12 protein-coding genes are annotated in these 14,071 nt (G+C 36.1%); 6 read left to right on the top strand and 6 right to left on the bottom strand.

Going from position 1 to position 14,071, the window contains the following annotated elements; all coding sequences use genetic code 11:
* Nucleotides 1-7: 7 nt before the first annotated feature.
* Genes hemF through hemA form a run of 6 tightly spaced genes read right to left on the bottom strand, consistent with a single transcriptional unit; the run spans nt 8 to nt 5,254 of the window.
* A complete protein-coding gene (gene hemF, locus ACZ5CF_RS02375; protein ID WP_464580128.1) occupies nt 8-910 on the bottom strand; it encodes an oxygen-dependent coproporphyrinogen oxidase in 903 nt (300 codons plus the stop codon).
* On the bottom strand, nt 900-1,412 hold the full coding sequence (locus ACZ5CF_RS02370) for a DUF6973 domain-containing protein (RefSeq protein WP_464580126.1): 513 nt from the start codon (nt 1,410-1,412) through the stop codon (nt 900-902). The genes hemF and ACZ5CF_RS02370 overlap by 11 nt, the downstream gene beginning before the upstream one ends.
* Nucleotides 1,413-1,418: 6 nt before the next feature.
* A complete protein-coding gene (hemE, locus tag ACZ5CF_RS02365) occupies nt 1,419-2,444 on the bottom strand; it encodes a uroporphyrinogen decarboxylase (RefSeq protein ID WP_464580125.1) in 1,026 nt (341 codons plus the stop codon).
* Nucleotides 2,441-3,100, bottom strand: a complete 660-nt coding sequence (locus tag ACZ5CF_RS02360) for a uroporphyrinogen-III synthase (protein ID WP_464580124.1) — start codon at nt 3,098-3,100, stop codon at nt 2,441-2,443. The genes hemE and ACZ5CF_RS02360 overlap by 4 nt, the downstream gene beginning before the upstream one ends.
* Nucleotides 3,101-3,102: 2 nt before the next feature.
* A complete protein-coding gene (gene hemC / locus ACZ5CF_RS02355; protein WP_464580123.1) occupies nt 3,103-4,008 on the bottom strand; it encodes a hydroxymethylbilane synthase in 906 nt (301 codons plus the stop codon).
* A complete protein-coding gene (hemA, locus tag ACZ5CF_RS02350; RefSeq protein ID WP_464580122.1) occupies nt 4,001-5,254 on the bottom strand; it encodes a glutamyl-tRNA reductase in 1,254 nt (417 codons plus the stop codon). Before hemA ends, hemC begins: the two co-directional genes overlap by 8 nt.
* 198 nt (nt 5,255-5,452) lie before the next feature.
* Here hemA and ACZ5CF_RS02345 point away from each other — a divergent pair, with 198 nt between their 5' ends.
* The 6 genes from ACZ5CF_RS02345 to ACZ5CF_RS02320 all read left to right on the top strand — a co-directional run bounded on the left by ACZ5CF_RS02345 (nt 5,453) and on the right by ACZ5CF_RS02320 (nt 14,063).
* Entirely contained in the window at nt 5,453-6,364 is a 912-nt protein-coding gene (locus tag ACZ5CF_RS02345) for a helix-turn-helix transcriptional regulator (protein ID WP_464580121.1), read from the top strand.
* Nucleotides 6,361-7,401, top strand: a complete 1,041-nt coding sequence (hemH, locus tag ACZ5CF_RS02340; protein ID WP_464580120.1) for a ferrochelatase — start codon at nt 6,361-6,363, stop codon at nt 7,399-7,401. The genes ACZ5CF_RS02345 and hemH overlap by 4 nt, the downstream gene beginning before the upstream one ends.
* The gene (locus tag ACZ5CF_RS02335) at nt 7,394-8,734 is read left to right on the top strand and encodes an MATE family efflux transporter (protein ID WP_464580119.1); all 1,341 of its coding nucleotides are present in this window, start codon (nt 7,394-7,396) and stop codon (nt 8,732-8,734) included. Before hemH ends, ACZ5CF_RS02335 begins: the two co-directional genes overlap by 8 nt.
* A gap of 99 nt (nt 8,735-8,833) precedes the next feature.
* Complete coding sequence (locus ACZ5CF_RS02330) at nt 8,834-11,935, top strand: WD40/YVTN/BNR-like repeat-containing protein (protein WP_464580825.1); 3,102 nt, start codon at nt 8,834-8,836, stop codon at nt 11,933-11,935.
* Nucleotides 11,936-11,987: 52 nt separating this feature from the next.
* On the top strand, nt 11,988-12,536 hold the full coding sequence (locus ACZ5CF_RS02325) for a CopD family protein (RefSeq protein ID WP_464580118.1): 549 nt from the start codon (nt 11,988-11,990) through the stop codon (nt 12,534-12,536).
* Nucleotides 12,537-12,650: 114 nt separating this feature from the next.
* Nucleotides 12,651-14,063 (top strand): sensor histidine kinase, encoded by a 1,413-nt coding sequence (locus tag ACZ5CF_RS02320; protein WP_464580116.1) that lies wholly within the window; start codon nt 12,651-12,653, stop codon nt 14,061-14,063.
* Nucleotides 14,064-14,071 lie beyond the last annotated feature (8 nt).

Genomic DNA, 14,071 nt, shown 5'->3' with positions numbered 1-14,071 from the left:
TCTTTTTTTAAACCCAATCTTTAGGTTGTTTTAATACTGCTAAAAGCTTTGCTTCTTCTGTGTTTGGTGCAGGCTCATAATTGTACACCCACTGTACGTGTGGTGGAAGGCTCATAAGAATACTTTCTATTCGGCCATTAGTTTTAAGACCAAATAAAGTTCCTTTATCATGAACAAGGTTAAACTCTACATATCTGCCTCTTCTAATTTCTTGCCAATTTCTGTGGTCTTGATTATAAGGAATATTTTTTCGGCGCTCTACAATTGGCAAGTAGGCATTTAAAAAACTATTACCTACTTCTGTTACAAAACTGTACCATTGCTCTATAGAAAAATCTGAAGTAGGTCTGCAATAATCAAAAAACAATCCTCCTACACCACGAGCTTCATTACGATGTGTGTTATAAAAATACTGATCGCACCTTTTTTTGTAGGTATTGTAAAATGATGCATTATGCTTATCGCAAGCAGTTTTACAAGTTTGATGAAAATGAATTACATCTTCTTCAAAAAGATAATACGGAGTTAAGTCTTGTCCGCCACCAAACCACTGGTCTACAAGCTCTCCTTTATCATCATACAACTCAAAATAACGCCAATTAGCATGAACAGTGGGCACCATAGGGCTAACCGGATGTAAAACCAAGCTCAGCCCACAAGCAAAAAAATTACCATGAGAAACGTTAAAATGTTTTTGCAATGACTCCGGAAGTTCACCATGAACAGCCGAAATATTTACACCGCCTTTTTCAAAAACAGCTCCGTTTTGTATTACACGTGTACGGCCCCCACCTCCTTCTGCACGCTCCCATAAATCTTCTTTAAAAGCAGCTTTGCCATCTACCTTTTCTAAAGCAGTTGTTATGGTGTCTTGAAGCTGTTGTATGTAGTTGTAAAACTTATTTTTCATGGTCTTCTATTAAATATAACAATTGGTTTTTTGCTGCTTCTATTTCTTGTATGCTTGTTACCAATTTACTGTTTTCTAACTCTTGTTGTAATATGGTAATAAAATTGTATTCACTTAAGGGCCAGTTTTCTAAAATCATTTTTTTTATAATAGCTCTTCCTATGGCATTGTTATGCAAATCCATAGCCCTTTCTAAAGCATTATTGGGCGAAAATGTTTCGTGCCAATCTGTTATTTTTTTTGCCCAATCAAGTGCCTTATTCAAATCATTTTTTTTGGTAAGACACTCTTTAGTTATAAGCATATTCCAGAGGGCATGCCTAAATGCATTGGCTTTTGTATTAATGTGGTGTTTTTTGGGGTACAATTTGTTAGCAATGCGCAAGCAATCTAAAGTTGCTTTTATTGTAGGGTACATTTTAAGCGGATGTTTTAAAAAAACACCGGCAAGCTTTAACAAATGTGTAAATTGTAACGAGAAAATCAGGTTTTTTACTCCCATTCTTCTCTAAGCATTATATGATACTACTGCATCTACAAAAGCCTTAGCATGATCTACCGGAATGTTAGGCAGAATACCGTGCCCAAGGTTTACAATGTATTTATCTTTTCCGAATTCATCAATCATAGTATGCACCATTTTTTTAATAGTATCCGGAGGAGATAAAAGTCTGGCAGGATCAAAATTTCCTTGAAGCGTGATGTTGCCTCCTGTTAAGTAACGGGCATTTTTTGGAGAGCATGTCCAATCTACTCCTAAGGCCGAAGCATTAGATTTTGCCATTTCCGGTAAAGCAAACCAGCAGCCTTTTGCAAAAGCAATCACCGGGACATCATCTTTTAAAGCCTCTATAATTTGATTGATGTATTGCCATGAAAACTCTTGGTAATCTGTGGGCGATAACATTCCTCCCCACGAATCAAATATTTGAACTGCATTAACACCTGCTTTAACCTTTGCTTTTAAGTAGGCAATGGTAGTATTGGTTATTTTTTGTAAAAGCTCGTGTGCTAACTCAGGGTGTGTAAAACAGAAAGCCTTAGCTTTATCAAACGTTTTACTTCCTTGCCCTTGTACTACATAACATAAGATTGTCCATGGAGAACCGGCAAATCCAATAAGCGGAACACTGTTGTTTAAAAGCTCTTTAGTTGCCTTAATGGCTTGCATTACATAGTTCAGAGCATCGTTTACATCGGGCTCTATAACGGTTTCTAAAGCTTTTTCACTGTCTATTGGGTTAGGAATATAGGGGCCAAAGTTAGGTTTCATTTGCACCTCTATATTCATGGCTTGTGGGATTACTAAAATATCGCTAAACAAAATTGCAGCATCAAGATCAAAGCGTCTTAAAGGTTGTACTGTAATTTCGCTGGCCAATTCTGGTGTTTGGCAACGAGTAAAAAAATCATACTTTTCTCTAAGGGCCATGAATTCGGGTAAATATCTGCCCGCCTGACGCATCATCCAAACCGGAGGTCTGTTTACAGTTTCTCCTTTTAAAGCTCTTAAAAATAAATCGTTCTTTATCATTTTTTAACTTGTTTGGCAGCTTCTATTAGTACATCTTCTATGGTAGGTTCTGCTGCAATTGCTATATGTTGTGTATGTTTTTTTGCTTCGTTAGCAGTTGTTGTGCCTATACATACAGCCATGGTATTGTTTAGGTTATTGCAAGAGGTATAACTTTGAACTCCGCTGGGGCTGTAAAATAGCACAACATCAAAATGCTGTTTAAAAGTTTTAGGATGTAATTTGGTGGTATACACTTGTTGCTCTTTAAAACTAATATTATGTTTTTGTAAGGTGTCTGGCAACTCTGGTCGCCTCATATTACCACATAGTAATAAAAATGATTTATCACTGTGATTATTTACAATAATTTTAGCCAACTCTTCGGCATAATTAGCATACGCTACAATTTTTTGATTGTTTTTTTCTAGTAGCTCTTTAGTTTTCTGCCCCACACAAAAAATATTGTAAGGTGTTGTTAAGTATTGTTTTGCGTATGCTTTTAAATAGGCTAAGGCACCATTTTTACTGGTTATAATAATATTTTCGTACTTATCTGAAAGTACAAACGGTAGTAACGATACATTTATGGCATCGTAAGTAGTAAGCGTAATATTTTTGTTTTTTAATAAATTTTTTTGAAGCGGGGTTAATATTTTAGTAGACAGAACATTCATGGCTATTGGTTTTGTAATTCGTTCATAATTTCATTTCCTCCATTTGCTAAAACTTCTTCTGCACATTGTTTGCCAAAGTTTGTATAAGCCTGTAACGGTGTGTGTTTGTTTATAGTTACTTTCTTTTTACCATCAACACTTAATAATATTCCTTTAAAGTAAAGCATGTTGTTTTTTATGGTGGCTTCTGCACCAATGGGAGCAGTACAACCACCTTCTAAAGTTCGTAAAAAATCACGCTCTACTTGGGTACAAATAGCGGTATTTATATGGTTTAATTTACTAAGCGCTTCTAAACAATAAGAATCTTTTTCTAGTGCTACAACCATCATAGCACCTTGCGCCGGAGCAGGAATCATCCAGTCTAACGCTACATAATTTTTTGGTAAAATATTAATGCGCTCTAATCCTGCTTTTGCAAAAATAGCACCAAGCCAATTACTATTGCTTAGTTTTTGTAGTCTGGTGTTTACGTTACCTCTTAAATTTACAACTTGATGGTTTGGGTACTTGTTAAGCCATTGCGCTTTTCTGCGTAAACTACCGGTTGCAATGACAGCGTTCTCGGGAATATTTTGATGCTCTTTTAAAACTAAAATATCTTGATTAGAGGCTCGTTCTAAAACGGCAGCTTGTACAATACCTTTAGGTAGCTTAGTAGGAACATCTTTCATAGAGTGCACGGCTATATCTACAGTACCGTTTAGCATTGCTATATCTAGTGTTTTAGTAAAAATGCCTGTTATACCTAACTCATATAATGGCTTGTTAAGCTCTAAATCACCATCAGATTTAACGGGAACAAGTTGTGTAGCGTACCCTAAGCGTTCTAGCTGGTTTTGTACGGTTTTGGCTTGCCAAAGTGCGAGCTCACTATCTCTAGTGCCTATGCGAATGGTTTTATGCATGCTCTTGGTCTAATTGAAAAACTTTGTTTATGAGCTCAATACTGTGATCTGAGTTAGCAATATTATCTTTTAAGTGGTTGGCAAAATGAGTGGTGATTTTCTGAATAATTCTATCGCTTATTAATGCAGCTTGCTCTTCGTTAAAGTTTTCAATTTTTTTTCTCTGAAAATCTAACTCAGCTTCTTTTATATGTTTTAGTTTCTTTTTTAAAGCTTTAATGGTTGGTGCAAATTTACGGGTTTCTAACCAAGCCGTAAATTCTGTTTTAAGTTCGTTTATGATAGCCTCGGCTTTGGGTACTTCGGCTTTTCGGCGTTCTAAAGTTTCATCTGTCATTTTAGAAAGCTTATCTAAATGAACCAGTGTAACATTAGAAAGCTCTGTAACGTTATCGGCAACATTTTTTGGGATAGATAAATCTAAAATAAGCAAAGGCTTATTGGTTGTTATAAGCTCTTTGTAAATGGTAGGATTTTGTGCTCCAGTTGCTACAATTAAAATGTCTGTTTTGTTAAGTTCTGAAGCCAAATCGGCATAATCTTTAACAATTACCTGAAATTTTCCGCCAATTTGTTCTGCTTTTTCTTTGGTACGGTTTATAAGCGTTATGTGCTTATTTTGGGTATGCTTTATAAGGTTTTCGCAAGTGTTTCTACCTATTTTACCGGCACCAAAAAGCAAGATATTTTTGTTAGACACATCGGCTACATTATTTAAAATGTAGTGCACCGATGCAAACGACACAGAAGTTGCTCCTGAAGAAATTTCTGTTTCGGTTTTTATACGTTTACTACACTGAATAACCGAGTTAATTAAACGCTCTGTAAAGGCATTAATTAGCCCAAGTTTTTTTGAATAAACAGCAGCATTTTTTATTTGAGCAATAATCTCGAAGTCACCCAAAATCTGACTGTCTAACCCGGAACCAACTCTAAAAATATGATTTATGGCGTCTTGATTTTTGTAGATGTATGCTACTTCCTGAAACTCTTCTATGGTTCCTTTAGTATTCTCGCAAAGTAGTTTTATTAGTTGATACGGATGTTGTGCAAATCCATATATCTCTGTACGGTTGCAAGTAGAGATTAGAACAAGACTCTCTATGCCATTTTGTTTTGCTTGTTGTAAAATAGCAGCCTTGGCCTCTTCACTCACACTAAACCGACCTCTAATTTCTGCATCGGCCTTTTTATAGCTCAATCCTATGGCATAAAAAGTGCCTTTAGATACATGATATTGCTCCATACCTCTATTTGCAATTTCGAGGCAAAAATATAAGCCTTCGTTTAAAAAAAATAACGCTAAAAGAACTTTTAGTGTCGTTATGCGTTTTTTGTGTGATTTTTTTAAAATAAAATGATAAATGTCATACTTTTGCCCTGAAATCAATGCTTCCGAATAGCTTTGTTTAGAATCAATCTAAATAAATAAAGAATAATTAATTTGAAATCGCCATCAAAAAATATCGCTAAAAGTACTTTTGCAGAAACGCAAGTAGATGACGGGTTTTTAGTACTTACGTATAAAAACGATACCTCTGAAAATCAAATAGTTGAGCGAGCAATAGACCAAAGTTACATTCAGTTTCATTTTGGTGTAAAGGGTACCAGTTTATTACAATTTAATGAAGGCAGGTATCAGCTTCCGTTACAAGAAGAACACTCATTGTTGTTATACAATCCGCAAAGAAGCCTTCCTATTCATATACAAGTATCGCCAAATTCATGGTTGGTTTCGTTGCTTATATCTATAAAAAAATTTCATGGATTGTTTTCTAATGAGGCTGATTATATAACGTTTTTAAGTGATGAGAATAAGGATAAAAAGTATTATAAAGACGAAAAAATAACGCCCTCTTTAGCAATCGTACTTAATCAAATTATCAACTTCAACTTAAATCAATCTATAAAGCATATATATTACAAAGGCAAGGCATACGAAGCACTAGGGTTGTATTTTAATAAAAGTGAAGATGCTAATATTGAGCAATGCCCTTATTTAACAGACGAGGCCAATGTACTTAAAATCAGAAAAGCAAAAGATATAATTATAGCCAGAATGACTGAGCCTCCGAGCCTACAAGAATTAGCCGATGAAATTGGATTGAGCTTAAAAAAACTAAAGGAAGGGTTTAAACAGATTTATGGAGATTCTGTTTACAGTTTTTTATTTGACTACAAAATGGAGGTAGCCCGAAAACTCTTAGAAGCAGGCACACATAATGTAAACGAAGTAGGGTTAAAAGTTGGCTACAGCACAGCCAGCCACTTTATTGCAGCATTTAAAAAGAAATACGGCACAACGCCCAAAAAATACTTAATGTCTTTAGCAGTTAAAACACAAAATAATTCATGAGTAAAGGTGTATTGTTGGTTAATTTAGGGTCTCCGGACAGCCCCGAACCAAAAGATGTAAAGCGTTATTTAGATGAGTTTTTAATGGACGGTAGGGTAATAGATGTGCCTTACCTGTTACGCGCTTTTATAGTTAAAGGAATTATTTTAAATACACGACCTAAAAAATCTGCCGAAGCATATAAAAAAATATGGTGGGAAGAAGGCTCTCCTTTAATTGTTTTGTCTGAGCGCCTTCAGCGCAAAGTACAGCAAGAAACTACGGTTCCGGTTGGGTTAGCCATGAGGTATGGTAATCCGTCTATAAAAAAAGGACTTACCCAACTTTACAATCAAGGAGTTAAAGAGGTTTTATTGCTTCCGTTGTATCCGCAATATGCTATGGCTACTACCGAAACTATTTTGGTATTGGCTCAGAAGCTTCAAAAAAAATATTTCCCGGATCTTACAATAAAAAGCATTGAACACTTTTATAAAAAACCGGATTATATTGATGTGTTAAGCACATCTATCAAAGAATATTTACAAGACAAAGAGTGGGATCATTTGTTGTTTTCGTATCATGGTGTACCGGAGAGACATATAATTAAATCTGATGTAACTAAATCTCATTGTAAAATAAACGGCACGTGTTGTATAACTCCTTCTCCGGCGCATAATTACTGTTATCGTCACCAATGTTACGAGACTACCAGACAGGTTGTTAGCAAATTACAATTGCCCGAAGGAAGCTATAGCACCTCTTTTCAATCAAGGTTAGGAAAAGATCCTTGGTTACAACCCTACACAGATGCCACCGTACAAGAGCTTGCTAAAAAAGGAATTAAAAAATTAGCCATTGTAACACCTGCTTTTGTGTCTGATTGTTTAGAAACCCTCGAAGAAATTGGGATGGAAGCGCGTGAAGATTTCTTAGAAAACGGGGGCAAAGCATGCCACGTAATACCTTGCTTAAATGATAGAGACGATTGGGCTAAGGTTTTGGGTAATTGGATTAATCAATGGGCGCAAGTAAAAAAGGCTGTTTTAAATGAGTAAAGTTACAGCCTCGCAATTAGGAACAGACCCAATTGGAAAATTGCTTGTTAAACAGGCTGTTCCGGCTTCTATAGGCATCTTGGTGATGTCTTTAAACATTTTAGTAGACACTATTTTTGTAGGGAACTGGATTGGTGCTACTGCCATAGCAGCAATTAATGTTGTCCTGCCGGTTTCGTTTTTTATTGCAGCTTTAGGAATGGCAATAGGTATTGGCGGTTCGTCTATTATATCCAGAGCACTTGGGGCGAAGAATAAAAGTAAAGCAGTAAAAACGTTTGGCAACCAAATAACACTCACACTACTACTTACAATTACATTAGTGTTGGTTGGCTTATGGTACGTAGATAGTTTAATTCCGAGTTTTGGAGGGAAAGGAGCTATTTTTAATCCGGCAAAAGTTTACTATGTAATTGTGCTTTACGGAGTACCTTTTTTAGCACTTTGCATGATGGGCAACACGGTAATTAGAGCCGAAGGAAAACCCAGGTTTGCTATGGTTGCCATGATTATACCTTCCGTTGGAAACCTATTGTTAGACTATATTTTTATAAAAGTTTTTAACTGGGGGATGTATGGTGCGGCTTGGGCAACTACAGGTTCTTACCTACTCTGCTTTGCATATATTTTGTGGTTTTTTATCTCAAAAAACTCAGAGCTTAAACTTACTATTTCGAGTTTTAGTCTTCAAAAAAATATTGTAAACGAAATAGCTTCGTTAGGAGGGGTTACCTTAGCAAGACAGGCAGTTGTTAGCATTACGTACTTGTTTTTAAATAATATTTTGTTTGATTTAGGAGGTGAGGCATCTGTAACGGTGTATGCCATTATTGGCAGAATGCTCATGTTTGCACTGTTTCCGGTGTTAGGTATTACACAGGGATTTTTGCCTATTGCCGGCTATAACTACGGAGCTAAACAATACGTTAGAGTAAGGCAATCTATTAAAACAGCCATTATCTATGCAGCATTATTAGGACTATTAATTTTTGTTTTTATTATGGTTTTTCCGGAAACCATAACAAAAGTTTTCACTACAGATCCTGATGTTTTAAAAGGGGCGCCACAAGCTATGCGATGGGTTTTTTTAGCAACACCTATTGTAGTAGTGCAATTAATTGGGGCTGCTTACTTTCAGGCAGTTGGTAAAGCCATTCCTGCATTGCTACTTACACTTACCAGACAAGGGTTTTTCTTTATTCCGTTAATTTTAATCCTACCAAAATTTTATGGAGAATTAGGGGTTTGGATTTCTTTTCCGTTGGCCGATGTGTTATCTACCATTGTAACGGCTTATTTTTTACATAGAGAAGTAGTGTTAAAGTTACATTAAAACCAATTGCGTGCAGTAAATTATTGTTAATTTTAGCTATTAGCTAACTAACTATCTCTATGTATTATGAATAAACTAATATTGCAAATGAGCATTGTGATGCTCTGTTTTCTTATTGCCCCACACCAAATTCAATCCCAAAAAAACAAACGAAAAAAAACTACCACTCAAAGCTATCCGGAAGAGCTTTACGGAGCTTTAGAGTATAGGTTAATAGGGCCATTTAGAGGAGGGCGCTCGGCAGCTGTTACCGGAGTACCGGGTAAGCCTAATTTATATTATTTTGGAGCTACTGGAGGAGGTATCTGGAAAACCGAAGATGGCGGACGTACTTGGGAAAACATTTCTGATGGATTTTTTGGTGGATCTATTGGAGCTATAACAGTAGCCCAAAGTGATCACAATGTGCTTTATGCCGGGGGAGGTGAAAAAACCGTAAGAGGAAATGTATCTTCAGGATACGGTATCTGGAAAAGTGTAGATGCCGGTAAAACCTGGAAACCCTCCGGATTAGAAAAATCAAGACATATACCCCGAATTGCTGTGCACCCAAAAGACTACAATACGGTGTATGCTGCAGTTATGGGGAATATTTATAAACCCACTAAAGAAAGAGGTATTTATAAAAGCACCGACGGTGGCAAAACCTGGAGACAGGTTTTATTTGTGAACGACCAAGCCGGTGCAGTAGATTTATTACTAGATCCTACAAACCCACGAATTTTATACGCATCTACATGGCGTGTACAACGCACACCCTATAGTTTAAGTAGTGGCGGAGAAGGTTCTGCGCTCTGGAAAAGCACCGATAGTGGTGAAACTTGGACTGAAATTTCTAAAAACGAAGGTTTCCCGCAAGGAACTTTAGGTATTATTGGCGTAACAGTTTCCCCTGTTAATCCGGATAGAGTTTGGGCCATTGTAGAACACAAAGATAAAGGAGGACTTTACCGAAGTGATGATGCCGGAAAAACTTGGCATTACGTTAATAGCGAAAGAAAACTACGCCAGCGCGCGTGGTACTATACGCGTGTATATGCCGATACACAAGACGAAGACATAGTGTATGTTCTTAATGTAAATTATCACAAATCTACCGATGGTGGTAAGACCTTTTCTGCGCACAATGCACCGCATGGCGACCATCATGATTTATGGATTGCCCCCGAAAACCCCAACAGAATGATTATTGGAGATGATGGAGGAGCTCAAATAACCTACGATGGTGGTGAAACCTGGAGCACATACCACAATCAACCAACTTCTCAATTTTACAGGGTAACCACAGATAACGCACATCCGTACAGAATTTATGCGGCTCAACAAGATAATTCTACTATTAGAATTAAACATAGAAGCGATGGGTGGACCATAGACGAAGATGATTGGGAAAGTACAGCCGGTGGAGAATCGGCTCATATAGCAGTAGACCCAACCGATAATGATATTGTATATGGTGGTAGCTATGGAGGATTTTTAACGCGTGTAAACCACAAAAACGGAACGGTAAGAGCAATTAATGTTTGGCCGGATAACCCAATGGGACATGGAGCTGAAGGAATGAAGTATCGTTTTCAATGGAATTTTCCAATAATTTTTAGCAAACACAATCCTAAAAAATTATACACCTTTTCTAACCATGTTCATGTTACAACAAACGAAGGGCAAAGTTGGGAACTTATCAGTCCGGATTTAACACGTAACGATCCTGAAAAACTTAAATCGTCTGGCGGACCAATAACACAAGATAACACCGGAGTAGAGTACTATTGTACCATTTTTGCAGCAAATGAGAGCCCCTTACAAGAAGGATTACTATGGGTTGGTAGTGATGATGGGTTAATTCATGTAACTAAAGACGGTGGTAAAACTTGGGATAATGTAACTCCTAAAAACCTGCCCGAGTGGTCTATGATAAATAGTATAGAGCCGAGCGCTTTTGATGCCGGAACGTGTTACGTTGCAGCAACACGTTATAAATTAGGCGATTTTACACCCTACCTATACAAAACAACAGATTACGGTAAAACTTGGCAAAAAATCACCAATGGTATAGATGCAGAGCATTTTACACGTGTAGTTAGAGAAGACCCAAAACGCAGAGGATTGCTTTATGCCGGAACCGAAACAGGAATGTATATTTCTTTTGATGATGGTGCAAATTGGCAAAAATTTCAGTTAAATCTACCTATTGTGCCAATTACAGATTTAGCCATTAAAGACAATAACTTAATTGTAGCAACTCAAGGAAGAAGTTTATGGATAATTGACGATTTAACAGTATTACATCAATTAAACGATGAACTAAAAAATAAAGATGCCATTTTATACCAACCTAAAGATAGTTACCGTACCAAAGGAGGAGGCGGATTTAAATCTAAAACAGCCGGCACAAACCATCCAAACGGTGTTATAACTTATTTTTATTTAAAGAATTTTGACAAAGAGAAGGATACGGTTTCGTTAACCTTTTTAGAGAAAGATGGCGATACTATAAAAACATTTTCTACACACCATAAAAAAAACAAACTCAAAGTAAAAAAAGGCGGTAATCATTTTGTTTGGGATACCCGTTATGATGGAGCAGAGAAACTTCCGGGAATGATTTTATGGTGGGCAAATTTAAACGGGGCAAAAGCAGTACCCGGAGATTATACGGTTGCTTTAACGGTTAATGGAGAAACCCAAAAACAACCCTTTAAAATTATTCCGGATCCAAGAGCAGAGGCTTCTGTAGCCGATATGCAAAAGCAGTTTGAGTTTGTTGCAAGCATTAATGCAACAATAGATAAGGCTCATAAATCTATAAAAACCATACGCAATATTAATAAGCAATTAGAAGGCTTTGCAAAACAATATAAAGATGATGCAAGGGTAAAACCTTTAATTGAAAAAGCCAATAAGCTTAAAGAGCAATTGTCTGAAATAGAGAAAGCATTGTACCAAACTAAAAACAGGAGCAATCAAGACCCGCTTAATTTCCCAATAAAACTTACCAATAAATTGGGGCATTTAAATAGTTTGGTAACTATAGACGATTTTCCTCCTACAGACCAAGATATTGCGGTTAAGAATGAGCTTACTAAAAAAATAGAAGCGCAATTAAACACATTTAACAAACTACTTTCAGATGAGGTTAAAGCCTTTAACAAAGAGTTTAATAACCTTAATTTAGATTATTTGTTTGTAGAAGAAGAATAAATTAGACGAGTCCCCGTATTTTTGCGGGGACTTTTTTCTGTAAACAAATACTATGGAGTACTACAACTACATAAAATCACTGCATTTAATTTTTGTAATTACTTGGTTTGCCGGATTATTTTACATACCAAGATTATTTATATACCATATAGAAGCCCAAGAAAAACCAAGTCCGGATAAAGAAATTCTCAGTAATCAACTTAAAGTAATGGCCAAAAGGTTGTGGTACATAATTACCTGGCCTTCTGCAATTTTAGCTACTTTGTTTGCAGTATGGTTGCTGTTTTTAATTCCTGAGTGGCTCTCTCAAGGCTGGATGCATGTTAAACTTTTATTTGTAGTGTTGCTTATAGCATATCATTTAAAAACACATCAAATTTTTAAGCAACTTCAAAAAGATGTTATTAAGTATTCCTCTAATTTTATGAGAATCTGGAACGAAGGTGCTACAATTATACTTTTTGCAGTAGTTTTTTTAGTGATTTTAAAAAACACTATAAACTGGATTTTTGGAGTGTTAGGAATTGTGGTTTTAGGCATTTTGCTTATGTTAGGAATTAAGCTTTACAAACGCATAAGAGAAAAAAATCCGAACGCATAAGTTGTTTTATGTGTTTTTTGTAAGTAGGCTTTGGCTTGATTATTGTTATATTTACGAGCAAATGCATAAACGGTGTTTAAGAATTTATCGTTACGATCCCGCATATTTTTCTCTATGATATTTTTGGTAATTATGGCATCGGTCTTAATTGCCTTAGTTACCATTTATCAATACAAAGAACAATCCAGAGATTATCATCAAAACAGGTTAGAACGAAAAGAAAATCAGGTTCAGGCCAGCATAAACTATTTGCTTGAACGCCATACAACCTATCCGGTAGAAACCCAATACTTAGGCTTAATTTTTAATAAAGCCATATATGAAATTGCCGATGTACAGAACGTAAACTTTAATATTTACGACCTGGAAGGTAATTTAATTATAAGCTCTAGACCAAAATTTGAAAATGATTCTATTTCTAAGCAGTTGCCTAAAGGGGTTTTAGAAGCCTTGGCAAAAAGCCCAAACAAACGTTATGTAGAGCATAAAGTTGCAGCCGGAGATAGGTTTCAGGCGTCATATACATACATTACCGATAGGAATTTTAAGCCTATCGGGATTTTAAATCTTCCTTATTTTGAAGACGACTCGTTTAATACCATGGAGCTTAGAGAATTTTTATTTAGGCTCAGCATGGTGTACTTGCTTATGTTAGGGATTGCAATTGTATTGGCCTATTTTATATCAAAATACATAACACGTTCCTTAAAAACAATTTCAGATAAATTAGATAGAACTCGCCTTAGTGAACGTAATGAGAAGATTATTTTAAAAGAGCCCAGCACAGAAATTGCATCATTAGTTAATGCGTATAACAGTATGGTTGATGAGCTCGAAGAAAGCGCTGTAAAACTTGCCAGAAGCGAAAGAGAACAAGCCTGGAGAGAAATGGCAAAACAAGTAGCTCACGAAATTAAAAACCCACTAACTCCTATGCGATTAAGCGTTCAGAATTTTGAACGTAAATTTGATCCTAAAGACCCCGATGTAAAAAATAAAGTGGCAGAGTTTTCTAAAACGCTTATTCAACAAATAGATACCATGAGTAGTATAGCATCGGCTTTTTCAAACTTTGCAAATATGCCGGCGCAACAAACAGAGACGCTTAACGTAGTTAAAATTGTAAAGCTGGCGTTAGAAATTTTCAATGAAGATTTTATTCGATTTATTGCAGACGAAGATGAAATCATTGCTAAACTAGATCGTACACAACTTATCAGAATTATAAATAACTTGGTTAAAAATGCCATACAGGCAATTCCTGAAGATAGAGATCCCAGAATTCTGGTGTCTGTAACATCTAACAAAAACACCGTGAAAATTCAAGTCGCAGATAACGGTTTAGGTATTTTAGATGAACACAAAGACAAAGTATTTGAGCCAAAATTTACAACTAAAAGTAGCGGTATGGGACTAGGATTAGGAATGGTAAAAAATATTGTGGAAACCTACAACGGAAGTATTACCTTTACATCGCAACCGGGAAAAGGCACGGTGTTTACTGTAACATTCCCAAAAGAAGTATAATTTAATAC

This window comes from Lutaonella thermophila (genome assembly GCF_055387725.1).
The sequence above is the reverse complement of the archived record's forward strand: the minus strand, read 5'-3'. Positions and strand labels throughout refer to the sequence as shown.

Coding starts and splice junctions, on each gene's coding strand:
- hemF (WP_464580128.1), bottom strand. CDS start 910: ATGAAAAATAAGTTTTACAACTACATACAACAGCTTCAAGACACCATA.
- ACZ5CF_RS02370 (WP_464580126.1), bottom strand. CDS start 1,412: ATGGGAGTAAAAAACCTGATTTTCTCGTTACAATTTACACATTTGTTA.
- hemE (WP_464580125.1), bottom strand. CDS start 2,444: ATGATAAAGAACGATTTATTTTTAAGAGCTTTAAAAGGAGAAACTGTA.
- ACZ5CF_RS02360 (WP_464580124.1), bottom strand. CDS start 3,100: ATGAATGTTCTGTCTACTAAAATATTAACCCCGCTTCAAAAAAATTTA.
- hemC (WP_464580123.1), bottom strand. CDS start 4,008: ATGCATAAAACCATTCGCATAGGCACTAGAGATAGTGAGCTCGCACTT.
- hemA (WP_464580122.1), bottom strand. CDS start 5,254: ATGGAGCAATATCATGTATCTAAAGGCACTTTTTATGCCATAGGATTG.
- hemH (WP_464580120.1), top strand. CDS start 6,361: ATGAGTAAAGGTGTATTGTTGGTTAATTTAGGGTCTCCGGACAGCCCC.
- ACZ5CF_RS02335 (WP_464580119.1), top strand. CDS start 7,394: ATGAGTAAAGTTACAGCCTCGCAATTAGGAACAGACCCAATTGGAAAA.
- ACZ5CF_RS02330 (WP_464580825.1), top strand. CDS start 8,834: ATGCTCTGTTTTCTTATTGCCCCACACCAAATTCAATCCCAAAAAAAC.
- ACZ5CF_RS02325 (WP_464580118.1), top strand. CDS start 11,988: ATGGAGTACTACAACTACATAAAATCACTGCATTTAATTTTTGTAATT.
- ACZ5CF_RS02320 (WP_464580116.1), top strand. CDS start 12,651: ATGATATTTTTGGTAATTATGGCATCGGTCTTAATTGCCTTAGTTACC.